The following is a 22,089-nucleotide window of genomic DNA, read 5'->3' on the forward strand; positions in this document are numbered from 1 at the left end:
TGGTACTTTTGAAAAAAATAAGAGTTCTAGTGGTAGATGATTCCGCATTTATGAGAAAGGTAATCTCAGATATATTAAACTCTGACGAAGAAATAGAGGTAGTAGGTACTGCAAAGGATGGAGTAGAGGCTGTTGAACTTACTAAGAAATTGAAACCTGATGTAATCACCATGGACGTAGAGATGCCCAGGATGAATGGAATAGAGGCTGTTAGGAAGATAATGGAGATTCAGCCAACACCAATAGTAATGTTATCGGCACTTACTAAGAGAGGATCCAAGGAGACTTTAGAGGCTTTAGAGGCAGGGGCAGTTGATTTTATTCCAAAACCATCTGGTACAATATCCCTAGATATTAGGGAAATTGGAGAGGAATTAATAAAAAAAGTAAAGGCTGCGGCTAAGGCACGAGTAAGAAGAAGAATTCCTACAAAACCTAAGACTGAAGAAGAAAAGAAGGAAGAAACTCCTAAAAAAGAAAAGAAAGTTTCACCTGAACTTGAATTGGATATTCCACCTGAGAGACTATCCAAAATGGCTGTAATGATAGGTTCTTCAACAGGAGGTCCACCTGTAGTAACTCAGATAATTTCAAAACTCCCAAAGAATATGCCACCAATCTTCATAGTCCAACATATGCCAGAAGGATTCACAAAGATGTTTGCAGAGAGGATGAACGCAGAGTCTCAACTAATTGTAAAAGAGGCTGAAGATGGGGAGTTAGTAAGACCAGGATACGCCTATGTGGCTCCAGGAGGCTATCATATGTTGTTAAAAAAGAGAGGAAACAACGTGTATATTGTGCTAGATAAGAATATGCCTAAAGTTCATGGTACAAAACCTTCTGTTGAGGTTACTGCCGAATACGTAGCAAGGATTTACGGTGGAAAAACTGTGGCAGTGATGTTAACGGGAATAGGTAGAGATGGAGCAGATGCATATAAGATGATAAAAGAAAAGGGAGGGAAGATAATAGCCCAGGATAAAGATTCTTGTGTTGTATTTGGAATGCCAAAGGCTGTTATCGAGTTAGGTATTGCAGATGCTATATTACCTCCCTCAAAGATACCTGAGGCCATTGTCAAGTTCATCAAGAGTATGGCGTAAGGGATAACCATGGATGAGATGGAACAGTATAGGGAACTGTTCTTGGCAGAGGCGATGGAACATCTTCAGGCTCTAAACCAATATTTAGTAGAACTTGAAAACAACCCTGAAAATTTAGAAATAATTAATTTAATATTTAGATCTGCCCATACTTTAAAAGGATCGGCGAGAACTGTAGGATTCGACCATATATCCAATCTTACCCACCATATGGAAGATATCTTAGATTATCTGAGGGAGGGAAAGATACCTGTAACTTCAGAAATTATGGATTTACTTTTTGAGTGTCTCGATGCCCTTGAAACAATGGTAAATGAAATTGAAGAGGGTATTACAGAAACGTCTGTAGATGTAGATTCAATAGTTGAGAAGATAAAAAAGTTAAAGGAGAAGTATCTCTCAGGGGCGGGAGTAGAGACAAAACCTAAAGAAGAGAAAAAAGAAGATACTACACCCACTACCAAAGAAGAAAAAGAAGAAGAGAAAAAAGAACCTGAAAAAGAACCTTCGAAAAAAACCAAAATTAAAGTTATTTTAAAGAATCCTACTACTACTCTAAAGGTTAAAAAGGTAGAGAAGGTACCTACAACGTCTGAAGAAGAGGAGGTAAAGAAACCTAAAAATTTAGAAGAAATCCTTGAACAGATGAGTAAATCTGTTGAAGTTCTTAGTATAATCGCAGAGGCCCTCGAATACAGTGAATTAAAAACTGTTCTCAAAAAGATAGAAGAATTAGTAAAGAAGGTAATGGACGACAGTATTGTCTTTACTAAGTCAGTGATGGAGGCTTTAAAGTGTTCCTTAGATGCTATGGAGAAGATCGCCAAGACTGTAGAAGAGGGTAAAGATCTGTCTAATATAGGTGTTGATTTATCAGAGTTAAGTGATATTTTAGACAAGGCTTTAGCAACTAAATCTAAGGAAGAAGTTTCAGAAAAGGTCGAAGAGTACGAGGTAACTTTAGATCATACGAAGTTTAAAATTGAGGAATATGGAGAACGTATTAAAGAACTCTTTGAAAAAGGACATAAACTATACCACCTAAAGGCTAAAACTACTGAAGACTGTGCCCTAAAATGTGCTACACTACTAATGGTGTTGAATACGGTAAAAAAAATAGGTGAAGTACTAGATACAATACCTAAGGAGGAGGTACTTAAGGAGGGAGAGGGAGGGGATGAGTTAGAGATCCTCTTCCTTTCAGACAAGCCTATGGAAGAAATCCAGAAAGAGTTAGATGCTATCAGTGAAATAGAATATATAGCAATCTCCCCTGTTGATATAGAGTTGAAAGTGGAAGAAGAAGAGGTGGAGGAAGTAAAGGAAGAAGAAAAGAAAGGGGAAAAAGAAGAGAAAAAAGTTGACGAGGATTTACAGGATGCCTATAAAGTAGAGGTAATAATAGACGAAGAGTGTTTATTGAAATCAGTTAGAGCATACATGGTTATAAAAGAACTTGAAGATTTAGGGGAAATTGTTAAAGTAGAACCTTCGTTAGAAATGATTCAGAAGGGGGAGTTTAAAGATACAAAGGTTACTATCTACCTTATAACGAATAGAGAACCTGACGACATAAAAGAGGCTGTATTAAACATCCCTGAGATAAAAGAAGTTTACGTAGAACCTCCAAAATACATGGAAGGGGTAGAAACTAAAAAGACAGAACCTAAGCCTCAACAAAAAGAAGAAGATAAAAAGAAAAAAGAAACTCCTGCAAAAAAAGCTCCTAAAGCAACAACAACTACAAAAAAATCCTCAACAGTTCAAACTGTAAGGGTAAATATTGAAAAATTAGACAAACTTATGAACTTAGTAGGAGAATTGGTAATAAACAGGGCTAATTTCGCTCAGATAGCAGAGAAGTACGATATAAAGGAGTTGCACAATGCAGTAAATAGACTTAACATGCTGATAACTGAACTTCAAGAGGAAGTCATGGCAATGAGAATGATCCCAGTATCCTTTATATTCAACAGGTTTCCAAGGACGGTGAGGGATCTTGCAAAGGCCCTTAACAAGGAGGTAGAGTTGATAATTGAAGGTTCAGATATCGAGTTAGATAGGACGGTATTAGACGAACTTGCTGAACCTCTAACCCATATTATTAGAAACGCAATAGATCACGGAATAGAACCTCCTGAAGAGAGGGAGAAACTAGGTAAACCTAGAAAAGGGAAGTTAATACTGAAGGCAGTGAGAGAGAGAAACCATGTACTTATTATTGTAGAGGATGATGGTAGAGGTATAGATCCAGAGGTTATAAAGAGAAAGGCTATAGAGAAGGGCCTTATTACAGAAGAAGAAGCTAAGAGGATGTCTGACCAGGAGGCTATTAATTTAATATTCCTACCAGGGTTCAGTACTGCTGAAAAGGTCTCAGATGTTTCTGGAAGAGGAGTGGGGATGGATGTTGTAAAGACAAAAATAGAGTCCCTTGGAGGAAGTGTAACTGTCTACTCTGAAAAAGGTAAAGGTACAAGAGTAGTGCTTCAGTTACCTCTAACGATGGCTATTGTGCTGGCGCTACTGATCAGGCTGAAGGATCAGGTTTATGCTATACCACTAACAAGTGTTTTAGACGTTACACATGTTAAAAGAGAAGAGATAAAAAACATAGAGGGTCAGGATGCTATACTCTACAGAGGAGATATACTACCAGTAGTGTGGTTGAAGGATATACTTAACTTCCCATGGGTTGATGAAGAAGAGCCTGATGAGATATATATCGTGGTTATAGAGAGAAACAAAGGTAAATTGGGTGTTGTAGTAGATGACGTTATAGGACGTGAGGAGATCGTAGTAAAACCTCTTCAAGGTATTCTAAAGAATATTCAGGGTTTTGCAGGGGCTACAATATTGGGAGATGGAAGGGTAGCATTTATCCTAGATTTAAACAACGTGTAGGTTGTCTATAATGGTAATAAGGGTAAAAATAGGGGGTTTGGAAGTAGCAAAAAGTCCAGAAGTTCTTGAAACTATATTAGGATCCTGTGTAGCCCTGATGCTATACGACAGGGGGAAAAAGATAGGGGGTATGGCACATATAATGCTCCCCCATACCGACGATCCAAATGTGAGAGATCCTGGTAAGTATGCAAACACTGCAGTACCTGCACTAATAACTAAAATGACTGTAGTGGGGGCAAGACCTAATAAGTTAGTGGCTAAGATAGCAGGGGGAGCTGCAATGTTTAAAACTTCCAATACTATGAATATCGGAAAAAAAAATGTGGAGGCAACAAAGAAAGAGTTAAGCAAGTATAAAATAAGGATAGTGGGCGAGGATGTAGGAGGAGAGGGCAGTAGAACTGTTAAATTTTTTTTAAAGGATGGAAAGGTTGTAGTAAACCATAGAGGAAAGACTAAGATTATATAAATTTACTTCATATCTATTATATTAATTTAAAAAATTATAAAATAAAATAATAACAATAAAAAATAAAAAAATTCTCAAGATTTTAAAATAATTGGAAGAAGAGTAGAATTGATAAAATGATTATGATCTACAATCCCTCATTAGAATTTCCATATATTAATAAAATTTAAAAAATTTACATTACATTCTATAACTTCTCTTCAAAATTAAGTAGTGTATGAATATTTATTGTTGTTTAGGTTTTTAATCTTATGTAGTGTTAGGTTATGGAAAAACTTTAATTTACATTGGATAGATTATGAAGGTGATAAAATGGACTGTAAGAAATTGCTAATAGTGATTCTAATATTACCTGTCTTTTTATTTTTTATAATATTATTGGCACTATTTTATTTAATTACTCCCGATATTATTCCTGTTATTCTCAAAAATATTGTCTTTATAGTTGTGGGGATAGTAATTGCAGTAGGTATATCATATATTGTCGCATCCAAATTATTTAGAGGATTGGATAAATACCATACTTTACTTCAAAATATACTCTCAGTATTAGAAATGGATCCCTCTGTTATAGACGATCCCAGCGTATTTGAAACAGTGACAAAAGAGATAGAGAAACTAAAAAAATCCCATATAGAACTTATAAATTATAGAAAAGAAATTAGACATACTATCAGTGAAATTATAGATGCAGTATCTAAACTTGAAAAGGGAGATTTGACAGTTAGACTGGATGAAAATAGAAAGTATAACAGACTTCAGAAAATATTTAATAGAGCCATATCAAATATAGCGCAACTTATCAAAAATCTAAGAGACGAGATAGATAAGTTAAACGCAGAGATAGAGAAACTCAAAGAAGAAGCAGAGAAGGCAAAGGAGATCTCAGACCAGGTAGCAGACGCAGCCTCCCAGGTAGCCACTGCAGCCACAGATCAGTCCACAAAACTCCAGGACATCTCCCAGGAGTTGGAGGACACTACCAGATTAATTGAGAACACAGCCCAGAGTGCAGAAGAAGGGGTAAAGGCTGCAGAGGAGGTAAGTAACTACTCAGAGGAGGGTGTAAAGAAGGTAGAAAATGCAATAACAACCATGCAGAATATCGCAAATGTAATAGACGAGTTAGGTAAGGCTATACAAGAACTTGGTGATGAGAGTAAGAAGATCAACGAGATTACAGTACTTATTAAAGACATTGCAGAGCAAACTGGACTCCTGGCCCTTAACGCCTCCATAGAGGCTGCCAGGGCCGGAGAGGCTGGAAGAGGTTTCGCAGTTGTTGCAAGTGAGATTAAATCTCTGGCGGAGGAGATCGGGAAGTCTGTAGACGACATTAAGAAGACAATCTCCGAGATACAGAGTAAGATTGAGAAGACTGTAGATCTAGGTCTAACTGGAAAGGATGAAGTTGACAAAGGAGTTATTGCAATAGACGAGGTAAATAGTGCATTCCTCAAGATCAAGGATGGGATTTATACCACATTGGAGAAGATAAATGTTATTAAGGAACATGCTGAAGAATCTAACAACAACATCCACAGCGCCCTCAGAAACGTCCAAGATATCGCCTCTATCTCTGAGGAGTTTGCAGCAACTGCAGAAGAGTTGACCGCTAGTGCTGAAGAGCAGAATGGAGTTGTTGAGGAGGTCAGTAAGGCTATCGAGGAACTTGCTAGGATATCAGAAGAGGTCTCCGAGAATGTAAGTAAGTTCAGGGTTTAAAAGAAAATAATATAAACTATAGGCATAATTAAGTATAATATCAATTTTACTATGGTGAAATAGTGGCTATTAGAAGTACCAATAATGAAGAGGATATATACTTCAACAAAATTAGAAGGGAGATTAAATTAAAATTAAAAATAAATATTGATCAATACAAAGAGGCATATATTAAAAGAAGGATAGCTGTTAGAATGAGGGCATGTAAATGTCGAACCTATAAAGAATATTATGAGTATCTTTTAAAACATCCTGAGGAATATAAAGAGTTGGAAAATGTTTTAACAGTCAATGTTACAGAGTTCTGGAGAGATGTAACAGTCTATAAGGAAATTAAAAAAATACTAGAAAAAATGGTTTTAGATAAATCTAGAAGATCCATTAGAATATGGAGTGCAGGATGTTCCTCTGGTGAGGAGCCCTATGGAATTGCAATAATAATAGATAACCTGTTAGAAAAACATAAACGAAAATCTCTAAAGGTTACAATTATAGGTACTGATATAGATAGAAAGGTTCTAGAAAAGGCTAGAAAAGGAATTTATTTAGATAAACAACTTAAGAACATAGACCCACCTTTGATATCAAAGTATTTCACTAAAATAAGTGAGTACGAGTATCAGATTAAACCTATTATAAAAAAATATGTTCAATTTAGAATACATGATCTAATTAAAGATCCTCCTTTAAAGAATATGGACATGATACTCTGTAGAAACGTAGTTATATACTTCGATAAAGAGGTACAGGAAAAGATATTCCTAAAATTCTATGAGGCGTTGGTAAGTGGAGGGTACTTGGTACTTGGAAAAACAGAAATTTTACGTGGAAAGGCAAAGGAACTCTTTAAAACAGTTAACCACCGAGAAAGAATATATCAAAAGCCTTAATTAAAAATCTACTAACTCGATACCCTTGACAATTATTTTATCTTTTATATATATGTCAGATACGAAAAAGGATCTTGGGGAGGGATTTACAATATAGGTATTCCCTAATTTATCTATACATCTACTTTCATGTATATGCCCACATGCTACTAAAATGGGACTATACTCCTCAATAATCTTCCTAATGGATACACTACCTACATTACCTTCTAACGTCCTATCTGCCATAGTGTTGAAAGGTGGAGCATGAGTTATCAGTATAAATCTATCTTTTATTTCCTCTCCAATGTTTTTAACTGTATTTATAAATTTAAAATACAACTCCTCTTCAGAATACTCGTTAGGAGTGTTAAAAGGCGTTCTATTACTTCCCCCTATACCTACATAGTAGATACCTCCTACATTTACATATCTCCCGTCTAAGTTTATTCCTATCTTATTGATCTTATCTATCACCTCTAAAGTATCGCAGTTTCCAGGAACTGCCAATATCTTTATCCCTTCTTTCTCCTGTAAATATCTTAGATAATCTATTACCTTTAAATCTCTACCAAAGTGTGTAATATCACCTGAGATAACTAGCACATCTGGATCATATAAGAGTATCTTCTTAAGATGGTGATATTTACCATGTAGATCAGTTATTCCCACTATTCTCATAGTATCCCCTTTAGATATTATTATTAAAATTTATTATATTTATTATATTTTTTATAAAAAGGTGATTCAATGGATAATAAAGATATCCATCTGAGGAAGTTGGAGCATATATGGATATGTAATCATTGTAATGTGGAGTATAAAAAAAGTACATTATTTGATGATATAAAGTTAATACATCGGGGAATATCTAACTGTAATTTAGAAGATATTGATACTACAACAGAGTTATTTGGGAAAGAGTTAGATGCTCCTCTCATTGTAACTGGAATAACTGGAGGCCATCCAAAGGCTAAAGAGATAAATAAGAATATAGCAAAGGCTATAGAAGAACTTAACTTAGGAATGGGTGTAGGTTCCCAGAGAGCAGGTATATTGGACAGTAGTGTTGTAGATACCTATAGAGTGGTAAGAGACTACGATATACCTCTTGTTATAGGTAATTTAGGGGCTGTTAACTTTATAGAAGATGGCTGGGATGAGGAGATTGTAGAGAGGGCTGTTGAGATGATCGATGGAGATGCTATGGCTATACATTTTAACCCACTTCAGGAGGCTATTCAACCAGAGGGGGATACTAACTTCAAGGGGGTGCATATACTCAAAGAAGTTATATCCCGATATAAGAAAAAGTATAGAAATATACCGTTTATAGCCAAACAGGTTGGAGAGGGATTCTCTAAGGAGGATGCCATAGTATTAAAAGAGATAGGTTTTGATGGAATAGATGTGGCTGGAAGTGGTGGTACCTCTTGGGCCATGGTAGAGTACTACAGGATAAAAGAAAAGGAGTTTAGAGAGTTTTCAGAGAGATTCTTAGATTGGGGCATACCTACTGCAGTTTCTCTATTCTATGTTAAGGATGTTTTTCCAGGTACCATTATCGCAAGTGGTGGTATAAGATCTGGTATAGATATGGCAAAGTCTATCGCTATAGGTGGCCACTGTTGTGGAGTTGCACTACCTGTACTAAGGGCTGCCCTGAAGGATAGTAAGGAGGTTGTAAAGGTCCTTGAGAGGATGATTAAGGAGTTAAAGACAACAATGTTTTTAGTAGGTTGTGAGAATATTGAGGAATTGAGAAGGGCTAATTATATAATAAAGGGTGAATTAAGGGAGTGGTTGGATATAAAGAAATGAGGTTAAAAATATAATAAAAAAAATTAATAATAAGAATTATAATTAAAATTAAATCTTTAAAGATCATTAAACACATTAATAAACTTTTTATGGTTTAAGATTTAGTGGAAACAATTAACATTGTTAATATTGTTTGAAATTACTTATTATTTTTTATTTTAAAAAAATACAAGGAAGTGGTGGATTTGCAGTTGGAAATAGTTGCTATTGGAGGATACGAGGAAGTTGGAAAAAATATGACTGCTATTAATGTAGACGGTGAAATAATAATATTCGATATGGGCTTAATGTTAGATAGAGTACTGATACATGAGGATACAGATATATCGAAAATGCACAGTTTAAATTTAATTGAGATGGGGATAATTCCAGATGATACAGTTATGAAGAATATCGAAGGGGAGGTCAAGGCTATAGTGGTCTCCCATGGACACCTAGATCACATAGGGGCGATAACGAAGTTGGCCCATAGATATAACGCTCCAATTATCGGGACTCCCTATACTATAGAACTTATCAAGAGAGAGATACTAAGTGAAAAGAAGTTTGATGTAAGAAACCCTTTAGTTACACTGAATGCAAAGGAGTCCATAGATCTAACACCTAATTTAACCTTGGAATTTATAAAGATAACCCATAGTATCCCAGATGCAGTTCTCCCAGTTCTCCATACACCTTACGGTGCCATAGTTTATGGAAACGATTTCAAATTTGACAACTTTCCTATTGTAGGGGAGAGGCCAGATTATAGAGCCATAAAGAAGGTAGGTAAGGAGGGAGTACTATGTATGATATCGGAGAGTACACGAGTTGAGTATGAGGGAAAAACCCCCTCTGAAAAGATAGCCTCAGATCTTTTAAAAAACGATCTATTAGGTGCAGACAATCAGTCAAATGCAGTGATAGTTACAACCTTCTCCTCTCACATAGCCAGGATAAAGTCTGCAACAGAGATTGGAGAGAAGATGGGTAGAACACCTATACTTATAGGAAGATCCATGGTGAAGTACTGTGGTATAGCTGAGGATATTGGTATTGTAAAGTTTCCAGAGGATACAAGGATAGCTGGAGATCCCTCTGCTGTAGATAGGATATTCCGGGAGATAATGAAAGAGGGCAAGGAGAACTATTTACTTATAGTAACGGGACACCAGGGAGAGGAGGGGGCAGTTCTATCTCGGATGGCAACTGACAAGACACCTTTTAAATTTGAGAAGTACGATCAGGTTGTATTCTCTGCAGATGTAATACCTAATCCTATGAACGCCGCCCAGAGGTATATGTTAGAGGCCCGTTTAAAGAGATTGGGAGTAAGGGTATTCAAGGGAGCCCATGTATCTGGACATGCCTCAAAGGAGGATCACAGGGACATGATAAGATGGGTTAACCCTGAGCATATAATACCCTCTCATGGGGATTTCAACCTTACAACTGCCTATGCCAAGTTGGCAGAGGAGGAGGGGTATAGGTTAGGGGAGGATGTACATTTACTTAGAAACGGTCAAAGTTTGAAGTTTGAGAGGATTATATAACTTTTAATCAAAAATTCTGATAAAAATAAAAATAATTATTATAAAAAACTGTTTCATCAATTATTATATTTTTATTTATTCTAATAGTGATTATCTCAATAGTAAGAAGGTGAAAAAGATGGAACTCTTTGATAAAAACATTTTGTCCCTAATAGAAAAAGAATTAAACAGATACTTAGAAGGTGAAGGTACTATATACAAAGCCTCTAAACATCTCCTAATGGCAGGGGGTAAGAGAATAAGGCCCTACTTAACAATACTCACCTATATGCTAAAGAAAGACAGTATAGAAGAGGTGCTCCCTGCAGCCCTTGCAGTTGAGTTGATACATAACTACACCCTTATTCATGACGACATAATGGATAACGACGACAGGAGGAGGGGAATACCTACAGTCCATGTTGTATATGGAAAACCTATGGCAATCCTTGCAGGGGATCTCCTCTATGCAGAGGCATTTGTTGCAGTATCTGATATAAGGGATCCTGAAAAGGCCCATGAAGTATTGAAGGTACTCTCTAGATCCTGTGTAGATGTATGTGTTGGGCAGGCAATGGATATGGAGTTTGAGGAGAGAGAAGATATTACAATGGAGGAGTACTTAGAGATGATCTCCAAGAAGACAGGTGCCCTGATTGTAACCTCTGTGGAAGTTGGTGCTATAATGGGAGAATGTTCTCCAGAGGAGAGAGAATCTTTAAGGGAGTACGCCAAGAGGATAGGTTTAGCCTTCCAGATACAGGATGATATCTTAGATCTAGTAGGTAATAAAAATAAGATAGGAAAACCTATAGGTAGTGATATAAGGGAGGGTAAGAAAACTCTCATAGTTATACATGCCCTTCAACATCTACCAGAGGATAAAAAGAAAAGACTGTTGGAGATTCTTGGAAAGAGAGATGCTAAAGATGAAGAGATAGAGGAGGCTATTGAGATACTGAGGGATTCTATAGAGTTTGCAAGGGAGATGGTAAAGAAGTATATTACAGAATCCAAGGAGTACCTGAAGATATTTGATAAAGAGAGGAGGAAAAAGTTGGAAGATATAGCAGACTTTATAATGGAGAGGGTTTATTAAAAGAAGGGATAATATTCTCTCTTTATCGTTGGCACCTCTGAGAGGCAGTCCAAGGTTATGGAGTTCAGTAGGTATCCATCCATACCCTTTAGATTAACTAGGAGACATCCCTTGACAGTCACCTTGATATCAGGCGCCCTCTTTCCCATCTCATCTACGAGAAGTAGAAGATCCTTAACCTTTCCCACACCTTTAATATTACAGATATTTTCTAATCTTTTTTTATTACCGTTATGGACAATCAACTGATGTACCATTATTTCCTTAACCTGGGTTTCCCTACTTAACATCTCCGAGAGTTCTATCAACTCCTCCCTGTTGAAGCCTGGAATATACACACATCTCACTATAGTATAGAGATACTTAGACGCCAGTTTTATATTTTCAAGAACTCTCTCGAAGGTTTTAGATCCAGTTATCCTCTCATGAGTCTCTGGTGTGGAGGTACTTAGACTTATCATGATGATATCCAGCCCTAGATCTCTAAACTCTTTTATTAACTCTTCATTTAGATTTACACCATTCGTCTGAAGATCGCACCTTAAGTTAAGGGATTTTGTAAATTCAATAGATTTTTTAACCTTCTCTGGGTAAAGTAGAGGTTCTCCGTACTGACTTATAGTTATGGCTGTGCAGTTTTTAGTATTAGGATTTTTTGGATCTATACCGTATATGCCCTCCTTTACCTTAACTAACCTGGAATAGCAGAATATACAGTTATGTTGGCACCTTTGGGTGATCTCTATGGAGGGATGGTGGAAGGGATTTGGATTGTTTATATCTAAACCTTGACAACCTATACAGTGCCTTGAAACCTTTAGATTCTTTACAATATTTTCCAACCTATCACAGATCTCGTTCCTAAGGACTATTTTGATAGTTTCACCTTTATTATTTTTAATATTAATTACAAAAAAGTACTTTGATGTATTTTTAGAAATTTTGATTTTATTATTATTTCTATAATAGAAAAATAACTAAAAAACGTATTTAGAATAAAAAGAGAGTTGCAATAAAAAGAATAGACTTTAAAGGAAGAATTTATCTAAAAAGATTAAGATATTAAACCCTGAACTTACTTACATTCTCGGAGACCTCTTCTGATATCCTAGCAAGTTCCTCGATAGCCTTACTGACCTCCTCAACAACTCCATTCTGCTCTTCAGCACTAGCGGTCAACTCTTCTGCAGTTGCTGCAAACTCCTCAGAGATAGAGGCGATATCTTGGACGTTTCTGAGGGCGCTGTGGATGTTGTTGTTAGATTCTTCAGCATGTTCCTTAATAACATTTATCTTCTCCAATGTGGTATAAATCCCATCCTTGATCTTGAGGAATGCACTATTTACCTCGTCTATTGCAATAACTCCTTTGTCAACTTCATCCTTTCCAGTTAGACCTAGATCTACAGTCTTCTCAATCTTACTCTGTATCTCGGAGATTGTCTTCTTAATATCGTCTACAGACTTCCCGATCTCCTCCGCCAGAGATTTAATCTCACTTGCAACAACTGCGAAACCTCTCCCAGCCTCTCCGGCCCTGGCAGCCTCTATGGAAGCGTTAAGGGCCAGGAGTCCAGTTTGCTCCGCAATGTCTTTAATGAGTACTGTAATCTCGTTGATCTTCTTACTCTCATCACCAAGTTCTTGTATAGCCTTACCTAACTCGTCTATTACATTTGCGATATTCTGCATGGTTGTTATTGCATTTTCTACCTTCTTTACACCCTCCTCTGAGTAGTTGCTTACTTCCTCTGCAGCCTTTACCCCTTCCTCTGCACTCTGGGCTGTGTTCTCAATTAACCTGGTGGTGTCCTCCAACTCCTGGGAGATGTCCTGGAGTTTTGTGGACTGATCTGTGGCTGCAGTGGCTACCTGGGAGGCTGCGTCTGCTACCTGGTCTGAGATCTCCTTTGCCTTCTCTGCTTCTTCTTTGAGTTTCTCTATCTCTGCGTTTAACTTATTTATATGATCCCTTAGATCTTTAATAAGTTGTGCTACGTTTTCCACTGCTTTGTTGATGGCCTTTCCTATAGACTTAAATTCACCCTCTTCTTCCATTCTTACAGTTAGATCTCCATTAGCCAAATTATTCATAATTTTGGATATTTTATCAAACAATTTTCTTAATTTTTCTTCTTTCTCTATCTCTTTCTCCATATCTTCCTTTAGGTTGTTGAGTACCTTTAATATGTTGTTATATATTTTTCCTATTTCATCATTGTAGAATTTTATTTTAGGTTCAACATTATAATTCCTATTGGCCATTTCAGTAGTAATTCTATCCAATTCTTCCAAATGTCTAATAATTGTCTTTCTAACAAATACCATAGATAAGACAGCAATCAAAATTCCAACAATACTAGCCATTATAGAACTTTTATCTATATTATCAATTTTATTCTCATATTTTTCATTATACATTAAGACAGCTTTGTGCATCTCACTTAATAACTCCATATTGTGGTCTTTTATATACTCTAGCGCCTCCTTAAACTCTGGATCTTTGGGATCTTTTGTATAGATTATTTTAATTTTTTCATAGAAGGGATCCCATATCTCTTTAACTTTAAGTAACTGCTGTTTAATATCCTCTGGAGCAGGGTAGATCCCTCTCTCAGGATTACCGTTAATTAGATCCTTTAGGGTCTTATCAAACTCCTGTGCACATTTTATCATATCTTCTTTATATTCTGTATATCCCATACCTACCATAAATGCATCTTTTGACATTCTCTGAGTTAACATTCTCTGCTTTCCTGCAATATTTATAACATTTCCATCTTCTTTTATCTGACCATGAGATATGACAGTAAAGACAGCAGCACTTATGAGAAGAAGAACCAGTAATGAATAGGTGGCAAACAGCCTAGTTTTTACAGATATATTATTAATTTTCATAGATCTCCCTCACTACAATTTATTTGCGAAGATTAAAAATTATAAAAAACATTTTTAGTTTTTAATTTAATATTTTAAAAATTTAATATATAAACTGTTTGTGTAGATAATCATGTAAGTTTTTAATAAAAAAGTATTAATAGAAAATCAAAAAATAGACCCTTTGAACTATTCCTTCTTATCTTTTCTCATCTTTACAAGGAGTACTGGACACTGAGCCTTTTTACTAACCTTTTCTGCCACACTACCTAACAGTAATCTATCTATTCCACTCTTCCCAGATGTTCCCATAACTATAAGATCCACACCTTTCTTTTCTGCATACTCTACTATCTCCTTAGCAGGACTGCCCTCTAAAATCTCTGTAGTAATACTAACTCCTATCTCCTCTGCTATAGTTTCTATCTTTTTAAATGCCTCCTTACCCTCTTCTTCTAACACTTCCCTCATAGCCTCCCAAAACCCTTCAGTAGGGAGTCCTACAAAGGGCATAATATCTACTACGTATATTACATAAACCTTGGACTTCATCAGTTTCGCTATCTCCAAACCATGTCGTGCAGCCTCTATAGAGACCTTAGAGTTATCTGTAGGTATAAGTATCTTTTTGTATAGCATATTATCTCCTATTGTAGTTATCTCCTCAATATAGTACAACAATATAGTGGTTATAATATTTATAATAGATTGTAATACTGTACTTTATCTATTCTAATTAGCCATAAGTAAAAATATTATAAAAATTAAAAATTATTGTTAAAAATTATAAAAAATTATATTTTATCTTAAGACCAGGATTAAATACTAAAGTTAAATACCCTACGTCTAAAAAATAATTCTAAAAATTAGTCCTTTTTTAACATATAGATCCTATGAAATCTTTATTTTTCTTAAATATTTGTCCCTTATTTAAGTTTAAGATTTTTTATTTTATTAAAAAGAATTATTCCAGATAATTCAAAATGATATTTATTTAAATAATTAAGTTTTTCTATACAATCTCCTTCAACACCTTAGGTATCTCAGAGATCCTCCTTACAACGTAGGCACCTGCGTCCTTTAAAGCCCTCATCTTACTCTCTGCAGTACCTACCCCCCTCTCAATTATTGCACCTGCATGGCCCATCCTCTTTCCCTCTGGTGCACTAACTCCTGCAATGTATGCAACTACAGGTTTTTTCATCTTTTTTATATACTCACTTGCCCTCTCCTCACTACTACCTCCTATCTCTCCTATCATTACAACAGCATCTGTATCTTTATCCCCTTCAAATAACTGAAGGGCATCTATAAAATCTGTACCTACTACAGGATCTCCCCCTATTCCAACACAGGTGGACTGTCCATAACCGTTAACTACCAACTCATTGGCTATCTCGTAGGTTAAGGTACCACTCCTGGAGACCATTCCAATATGCCCTTCCTTTAAAACCCTGGCGGGAATTATTCCCAACTTACCAACCTTGGGAGAGGCTATACCAGGAGTATTTGGTCCTATAATCCTAACACCTTTTTTTCTCCCATAGTTTACTATATCCACAGTATCATGTATAGGAACATGTTCAGTAATGATTACTATTAACTCTATACCTCCATCTATGGCCTCATACACTGCATCCTTCACTGCAGGTGCTGGGACGAAGAGTACAGAGGCATTTGCACCGTGTTCCTCTACAGCCTCCTTTACAGTGTCATAAACAGGTACCCCATGTACCTCCCTTCCACCTTTTCCAGGAGTAACTCCTGCAACTATCTTAGTCCCAATGTCTAACATCTCCTTGGTATGAAAACTCCCCTGTCTTCCAGTTATACCTTGAACGATAGCCTTAGTATTTTCATCCATCAATATCACAGTTCCACCTTAAAAAATATTATAGTTAATCTAAAAAAGATAAAAGAGGCAAAAATTTTTATCTAATAATATATTATATACTTTTACCAAAAGTTATTTATATTATCAATGAATATCCTCTAAGAAATCGAGGATAATGGATAGATGGTGAAAACATGGCAAGGATGCATGCAAGAAAAAGAGGTTCCTCTGGTTCCAAGAAGCCTTTAAGAACAGAAGTTCCAAAATGGGTTACTCTAACACCTGAAGAAGTAGAGAACAAAGTTGTTGAACTGGCAAAGAAGGGATATCAATCTGCAATGATAGGACTTATCTTAAGGGACACCTACGGAATCCCAGATGTAAAATTGATCACTGGAAAGAGTATAAGTAAGATAATGAAGGAACACAACGTCTACCCAGAGGTACCTGAAGATCTATTGAATTTAATGAGAAGAGCAGTTAATTTAAGAAACCACCTAGAGAACCATCCAAAAGATCTACATTCTAAGAGGGGATTACAACTAATAGAGTCAAAAATTAGAAGATTGGTTAAATATTACAGAAGGAAAAAGGTACTACCTGAGAATTGGAAGTACACACCAGAGACTGCAAGGTTGTTGGTAGAGTAAATACTTTAATATTATTTTAAACCCTTAGTTTTTATCGAGGCTGTAATTAAAAGAATTAATCTTTTCAATAAACATAAAGAAACCTACAAATGGTATCAGAAGATGCTCAGAAGTTAGAATTTTTTTTATTTTTTAAACTTTTTTACTTTTTTATTATTTTATAATAATTTATTATTTTTTTAATACTTCTTAATAGGAGCTAAGGTTTTTACTATTTTTTTAAGAGATTTAGATAGGTTCTAATTACTAACATAACATATTTAAGCACATCATACTAAAATATAATAATATAATAGAGTTCAGAGAAGGTGTTATTATGGATATTCAAGTGTTGGAATTTTTCCAAAGGATAACATTATCACCCTTTAATGATATTACATCTTTATCTGCTAGATTTAAAAGTCCAAAATTCTCATTAGAAGAGGAAAACGAAAAATATAAAAAATTGTTATCAGATCTTATCAAAATCGCTCCAGAAAAAGTTACTGAGGAGTCTTATGAAGAAGCGATAAAAAAACTACGTGAATACCTCATTACAGAAAACTCCTCAAGGATTGAGGAGATAGCAAAAATTATGGAAAGAGAGCATTTAACTCCTGAAGAACTTGAAGAATTAAAAAAAGAGATACTCAATATTTTAATCTCCAAGATTTTAGAAATCAAAAAACAAATTGATGAAACGAATAAAATTTTGTGGGAAAAAGTACTAACCAAAGAACTAACAGAAGAAGAAATAAAACAGTTTGAATTTATTGACAAACTTTTCTTTTTGGAGTCCAATATCCTTGGGATAATGGTTGAAAGTAGGGATATTGAAGTAATAAGAGAGTTAATAGGATATTGTTACATACTAATGATAAGGTTTATAAAAATTGTTATTGAGAACAGAGATATAGCAGAACTCAAAGATGACTTCAAAGTTGTAGCTAGAAAAATAAAATCTGTAATTCAAGAACCAGAAGCATTGGATGATTACTTTATAAAGGAACTTTTAGAAGAAGAGTGAATTTACAGAAGGGGTTAGTAATGTTGGAACAGGGAGAAATATGGACTGCTCCTTTTCCATATTATAATAATAGAAAAGAATTACAGGTTAAAATAAGACCTGTTATAATCATTTCAAAAAACAAAATAAATGCTAACAACCTTGATGTCATAATTTGTCAGATTTCAAGACATGATCAAAGACGAATACTAAAACTCCCACTGGAACTTAAAAATAAAGTGTTGGTAATTACTTCCGATGACTTGTTACCTGAAGCCGGAGTAGGACTAAGAAACATCAGTATAATCAAGCCATTCAAATTATTCACAATTCCCAAAGATAATTTACTAAAAGGAAAATATATAGGAGAACTCAAGCAACAAACACTTCAAAATCTATTAAACAAAATCTATAACCTATTTTAAAGGGAATATTTATTCAATTTTACCACTGACTTTTAATTTATCATTATTATTAACTATCATAAACCGTAGAAGTCCAGAGAATATGAATCCTTATCTCTCCAAATGAAAAAGTTTAAATATATTAACTACAATTTCTTTTATACCCTTTTATCTAGCCTTTTATCATATAAGGGGAAATTATTTTGAATATAATTATATAATAATTATAATTATGGTTTGATTAATTTATACTATTTTTTCTTTTAAAGGGATTTATATGAAGTTCAGTGATTATATAGTAGATTTTTTATTAGACAGTGGTATAAAAACTGTATTTTCCTACCCTGGAGAGCAGATAGTTGATATATACAGAGAACTGAAAGATTCTCCTATAAAGAATATCCTGGTTAGACATGAACAGGGAGCAGTGCACATGGCAGATGGATACGCCAGGATCACCAACTACCTAGGTATATGTTTGGCAACTGCTGGACCTGGAGCCACAAATCTAACAACTGGAATATTTACTGCCTATAAAGATTCCTCCTCAACTTTAGCCATTACAGGAAGATGTGAAAGGAAGTATATAAATAAGAACTACTTTCAAGAGGTAGATACAGGTTTTCTAAATATATACAGAGGATATTTCTTAGATAGACCAGATCCTAAGGTTATCGTTGAAGCATTTAACGAATGTTTAAATAGTAAAAAACCTGTATCTCTAAGCATACCTAAGGATATTAATAATATGGAGGTTATAGTAGATAACAACGATTATAATATGGAAGATAATATTTTAAAAGAAAAAATTGAGATCAAAGATAACAATAATATTAAAAAACCTTTAATACTCATAGGCCAGGGAATATACGGCACTTTAAAATATAGGGATTTAATAAAAATAAACAAAATACTTAAGAAGTTAAACATTCCCTTCGTTACCACCTTTCCTGCAAGGGGAGTTATCGAGGAGACTCATAATTATAACTTAGGGTTAGTTGGAAGGAGGGGAACTCCTACTGCAAATAGATACCTCCTAGAGAGCGATAGGATAATCTCCATCGGAGCAAGTTTGTCCTACAACACTATACCTGAGAGTATAAGGGAGGATACCTTAAAAAAGACAACACCCATTAATGTAAGGATTAACTCCCTAGATGACATTAAATATATCATCGAGGAGATAGAGAAAACCCTTCCAGAGGTAGAGTCCCCAGAGAAAGATACCTCTAGGTTAGATTTAGGAGATTACTCCTCGAAGGTACTGGAAATACTGAAAAACATACCTGAAGATAGTATCGTTGTTACAGATGCTGGGAACCATACAGTCTTTGTATCACTACTTAGATTGTGCAAACTACCTAGGAGTATTATCTCCTCCCATGGTATGGGTACTATGGGTTTTGGACTCCCTGCCTCTATAGGTGTTAAGTTTGGATGTATAGATTACAACATCCAGAGGGAGGTTATCTCCATAAGTGGGGATGGAGGTTTCCAGATGAACCTCCAGGAACTTTCCACTTTGGAGGAGAACAACTTAAAAATACTTCTTATAGTGATGAAGAACAATAAGTTAAACGGTTTCTGTAGAATTAAGAATCCAGATTTCAACAAAATAGCAGAAGGATACGGTATAGATAACACGTATATCGAAGATATCGATGATATTAAGCCAAATATAAGATACTATCTAAAAAAGAATAAACCTTACCTCATAGTTGTAGAGTGTGAGGATGAAAGATTGCCTAAGCCATTTGTATAATATTTTAAAAATTATTTTAATTTAAATATTTAATAATATAAATACAATAGAATACAGAGGGATCAGAGATGGAGGAGTTGTTCCAACTACTTACGAGGAACATACACTTCAATGTAACAGAGTTAAGTAGTAAAACCTGGAATCAGAACTGGAGAGTACCTGAAGGTCTTATATCCATAATAGGCATAAAAAATGGAAAGAATCCAGTTTTCTACTACGGAGTTACAGGTAACTACAAAGAGGAGTACGTAATAAATAAGGGGATCTCTGAGAATGGTAATAAATTCATAAATGTAAGGGTGTATTTTAAATTCGATAGGGAGGATATTCTGGAGAAAGAAAAATATATTGTTGCAAATGGGTTCCATGGTCTCCTCCTATGTATTAAGATAGATAAAGATAAGTTTGTAAAAATTGCTGAAAAACTACTTGTACAAGAGTACAGAAGTGGAGATCCTCACATAGTAGAGGTTTTAGAGAAGATGAAAGATAGAAATGTATTTAACAGTATAGAGGAGAGTATTAGGTATATCGCTAATAGGGATTACAACTGGTTAATAGGAAGGTTGAAGTACAAGGCTGGGCTTCTCAACTATTCTGGAGAGGGTTATTGGTTATTGCCTCTTAAAACAAATATGGAGATCACCAAAGGGCTCAAGGTAACAGAGAAAGAGATCGTTGTAGATCTGGAGAGTGTGGAACTCTTTAAAAACTATATAGTGTATGTAGATACTAAGACCGGCGTAGTTAGATACAACAGACGCAGATTGTGTAAAAGTGGGTTTTCACTGGTAGATGAGATAAGAAAACAGATGAGGGACGACATATGTCCTTGGTGTGGTGGGAAACTTAGACTGATCAAGACCAAAAAAGGAGAGTTCTTAGGATGTTCCAACTATCCAGGATGTCTCTACAGGAGATTTTTAAAGAAGGAAGAGAGGGTAAAAGTTGAAGGGGGTGGAAGTGCTCCAAAGGATCAGTCCCTTCCCATAAGGTGATAGTATGAACAAAGAATTATATCAGCTTATAGAGGACTTTAAGAGGGATAAGCGTCTTCAATATCTTGATGAGGCTGCTACTAAACAGGCTGTAGTTCTAAGGATTTTAAAGGCCTTGGGGTGGGATCCCTTCAATATAGATGAGGTCTATCCAGAGTACTCTGTAGGTGGTGGGAAGGTAGATTACGCCCTTAGATGTAACGGTAGAATCAAAGTGTTCATCGAAGTTAAGAAGGCAAATGAAAACTTGGAAAGACATCAGGAACAACTGTTAAAGTACTCCTTTCAGGAAGGTGTTAAACTTGCAGTATTAACAAATGGTATAAGTTGGTGGTTTTATCTACCACTACGTGAGGGAAGTTGGGAACAGAGAAAGTTCTATACAATCGAGATATACGAACAGGATAGTAAAGATATTGTGGATAAATTTGAAGAGTTTCTATCCAAAAAAAATGTAATTTCAGACAAGGCTGTAGAAAATGGTGAGAGGCGCTACAAAAGTATTCAGAAACAGTACCTAATAAAGGAAACACTTCCAAAGGCCTGGGAGAAGATAGTGACAGAACCTGATAATCATCTAGTTGAGATTTTGGCCAGTACAACAGAGAAACTATGTGGTTATAAACCTGATAATGATACTGTAAAGAGATTCCTAGAGAAGATAAAAAAGATATGTCAGATAGTATTTACAGAGTCAAATACAAATCAAAACTCGGTGATATCTCCGGAAAACTACGTGGGAAAATCTATAGTGGGATTTACCTTTAAAGGTGTTAAATATCCTGTACATACATGGAGAGGTATGTTAATAAAGATCGCTGAAATAATGTATTCCCTACATAAAGAGGAGTTTGAGGAGAAAGTTTTTAAGTTAAGGGGACGAAAGAGGCCCTATTTTACAAAGAATCCCAACGATTTAAAAGTTCCCTATAGGATAGATAATACAGATATCTATATGGAAACTCGTTTCAGTGCCGATGGTGTAGTTAGACTCTCTAAGAGAATAATATCCCTTTTTGGGTATAAGGAGGAGGATCTTATAATTGAGACTAAGGAGGGAAGGGAGGTTTAA

The 22,089-nt window shown here is 35.4% G+C and carries 19 protein-coding genes; 14 read left to right on the top strand and 5 right to left on the bottom strand.

Annotated features, from left to right (window positions below):
• Nucleotides 1-8 precede the first annotated feature (8 nt).
• From CFE53_RS06160 to CFE53_RS06180, 5 genes are all read left to right on the top strand, one after another.
• Nucleotides 9-1,106, top strand: coding sequence for a chemotaxis response regulator protein-glutamate methylesterase (locus CFE53_RS06160; protein ID WP_172456374.1), 1,098 nt, complete (start codon nucleotides 9-11; stop codon nucleotides 1,104-1,106).
• Between the two features lie 9 nt (nucleotides 1,107-1,115).
• Nucleotides 1,116-4,010: a chemotaxis protein CheA gene (locus CFE53_RS06165; RefSeq protein ID WP_148120971.1), complete on the top strand. Its 2,895-nt coding sequence runs from the start codon at nucleotides 1,116-1,118 to the stop codon at nucleotides 4,008-4,010.
• Between the two features lie 10 nt (nucleotides 4,011-4,020).
• On the top strand, nucleotides 4,021-4,482 hold the full coding sequence (locus tag CFE53_RS06170) for a chemotaxis protein CheD (RefSeq protein ID WP_148120972.1): 462 nt from the start codon (nucleotides 4,021-4,023) through the stop codon (nucleotides 4,480-4,482).
• Between the two features lie 312 nt (nucleotides 4,483-4,794).
• Nucleotides 4,795-6,207: a methyl-accepting chemotaxis protein gene (locus CFE53_RS06175; RefSeq protein WP_148120973.1), complete on the top strand. Its 1,413-nt coding sequence runs from the start codon at nucleotides 4,795-4,797 to the stop codon at nucleotides 6,205-6,207.
• Between the two features lie 62 nt (nucleotides 6,208-6,269).
• The gene (locus CFE53_RS06180; RefSeq protein WP_253254747.1) at nucleotides 6,270-7,097 is read left to right on the top strand and encodes a protein-glutamate O-methyltransferase CheR; all 828 of its coding nucleotides are present in this window, start codon (nucleotides 6,270-6,272) and stop codon (nucleotides 7,095-7,097) included.
• Here the strand turns inward: CFE53_RS06180 and CFE53_RS06185 are convergent, their stop codons facing one another.
• Nucleotides 7,098-7,757 carry a metallophosphoesterase gene (locus CFE53_RS06185; protein WP_148120974.1) on the bottom strand — a complete coding sequence of 220 codons (660 nt, stop codon included), beginning with the start codon at nucleotides 7,755-7,757 and terminating at the stop codon, nucleotides 7,098-7,100. It lies immediately after the preceding gene.
• Nucleotides 7,758-7,826: 69 nt separating this feature from the next.
• Here CFE53_RS06185 and fni point away from each other — a divergent pair, with 69 nt between their 5' ends.
• From fni to CFE53_RS06200, 3 genes are all read left to right on the top strand, one after another.
• Nucleotides 7,827-8,897 (top strand): type 2 isopentenyl-diphosphate Delta-isomerase, encoded by a 1,071-nt coding sequence (gene fni / locus CFE53_RS06190; RefSeq protein ID WP_148120975.1) that lies wholly within the window; start codon nucleotides 7,827-7,829, stop codon nucleotides 8,895-8,897.
• Between the two features lie 185 nt (nucleotides 8,898-9,082).
• On the top strand, nucleotides 9,083-10,429 hold the full coding sequence (locus tag CFE53_RS06195; protein ID WP_148120976.1) for an RNase J family beta-CASP ribonuclease: 1,347 nt from the start codon (nucleotides 9,083-9,085) through the stop codon (nucleotides 10,427-10,429).
• Between the two features lie 118 nt (nucleotides 10,430-10,547).
• A complete protein-coding gene (locus tag CFE53_RS06200; protein WP_148120977.1) occupies nucleotides 10,548-11,507 on the top strand; it encodes a polyprenyl synthetase family protein in 960 nt (319 codons plus the stop codon).
• On the opposite strand, the gene CFE53_RS06205 is transcribed toward CFE53_RS06200, so the two are convergent.
• The 4 genes from CFE53_RS06205 to sucD form a co-directional block, all read right to left on the bottom strand.
• A complete protein-coding gene (locus CFE53_RS06205) occupies nucleotides 11,504-12,385 on the bottom strand; it encodes a radical SAM protein (RefSeq protein WP_148120978.1) in 882 nt (293 codons plus the stop codon). The genes CFE53_RS06200 and CFE53_RS06205 overlap by 4 nt on opposite strands.
• Before the next feature lie 184 nt (nucleotides 12,386-12,569).
• Complete coding sequence (locus CFE53_RS06210) at nucleotides 12,570-14,405, bottom strand: methyl-accepting chemotaxis protein (RefSeq protein WP_148120979.1); 1,836 nt, start codon at nucleotides 14,403-14,405, stop codon at nucleotides 12,570-12,572.
• A gap of 168 nt (nucleotides 14,406-14,573) precedes the next feature.
• Nucleotides 14,574-15,023, bottom strand: coding sequence for a universal stress protein (locus tag CFE53_RS06215; RefSeq protein WP_148120980.1), 450 nt, complete (start codon nucleotides 15,021-15,023; stop codon nucleotides 14,574-14,576).
• Nucleotides 15,024-15,396: 373 nt separating this feature from the next.
• Nucleotides 15,397-16,257 (bottom strand): succinate--CoA ligase subunit alpha, encoded by an 861-nt coding sequence (gene sucD, locus CFE53_RS06220; protein ID WP_148120981.1) that lies wholly within the window; start codon nucleotides 16,255-16,257, stop codon nucleotides 15,397-15,399.
• Between the two features lie 155 nt (nucleotides 16,258-16,412).
• Here sucD and CFE53_RS06225 point away from each other — a divergent pair, with 155 nt between their 5' ends.
• From CFE53_RS06225 to CFE53_RS06250, 6 genes are all read left to right on the top strand, one after another.
• Nucleotides 16,413-16,868, top strand: coding sequence for a 30S ribosomal protein S15 (locus CFE53_RS06225; RefSeq protein WP_148120982.1), 456 nt, complete (start codon nucleotides 16,413-16,415; stop codon nucleotides 16,866-16,868).
• Nucleotides 16,869-17,184: 316 nt separating this feature from the next.
• A complete protein-coding gene (locus CFE53_RS06230; RefSeq protein WP_148120983.1) occupies nucleotides 17,185-17,874 on the top strand; it encodes a hypothetical protein in 690 nt (229 codons plus the stop codon).
• Between the two features lie 20 nt (nucleotides 17,875-17,894).
• On the top strand, nucleotides 17,895-18,278 hold the full coding sequence (locus CFE53_RS06235) for a type II toxin-antitoxin system PemK/MazF family toxin (protein WP_148120984.1): 384 nt from the start codon (nucleotides 17,895-17,897) through the stop codon (nucleotides 18,276-18,278).
• 256 nt (nucleotides 18,279-18,534) lie between these two features.
• Nucleotides 18,535-20,019, top strand: a complete 1,485-nt coding sequence (locus CFE53_RS06240) for a thiamine pyrophosphate-binding protein (protein ID WP_148120985.1) — start codon at nucleotides 18,535-18,537, stop codon at nucleotides 20,017-20,019.
• A 68-nt stretch (nucleotides 20,020-20,087) separates the two neighbouring features.
• Nucleotides 20,088-21,017, top strand: a complete 930-nt coding sequence (locus CFE53_RS06245; protein WP_148120986.1) for a topoisomerase DNA-binding C4 zinc finger domain-containing protein — start codon at nucleotides 20,088-20,090, stop codon at nucleotides 21,015-21,017.
• A 4-nt stretch (nucleotides 21,018-21,021) separates the two neighbouring features.
• A complete protein-coding gene (locus CFE53_RS06250; protein ID WP_148120987.1) occupies nucleotides 21,022-22,089 on the top strand; it encodes a type I restriction endonuclease in 1,068 nt (355 codons plus the stop codon).

The sequence above is a fragment of the Methanofervidicoccus sp. A16 genome, from assembly GCF_003351865.1.
Classification (GTDB): Archaea; AGJL01; Methanococci; order Methanococcales; family Methanococcaceae; genus Methanofervidicoccus.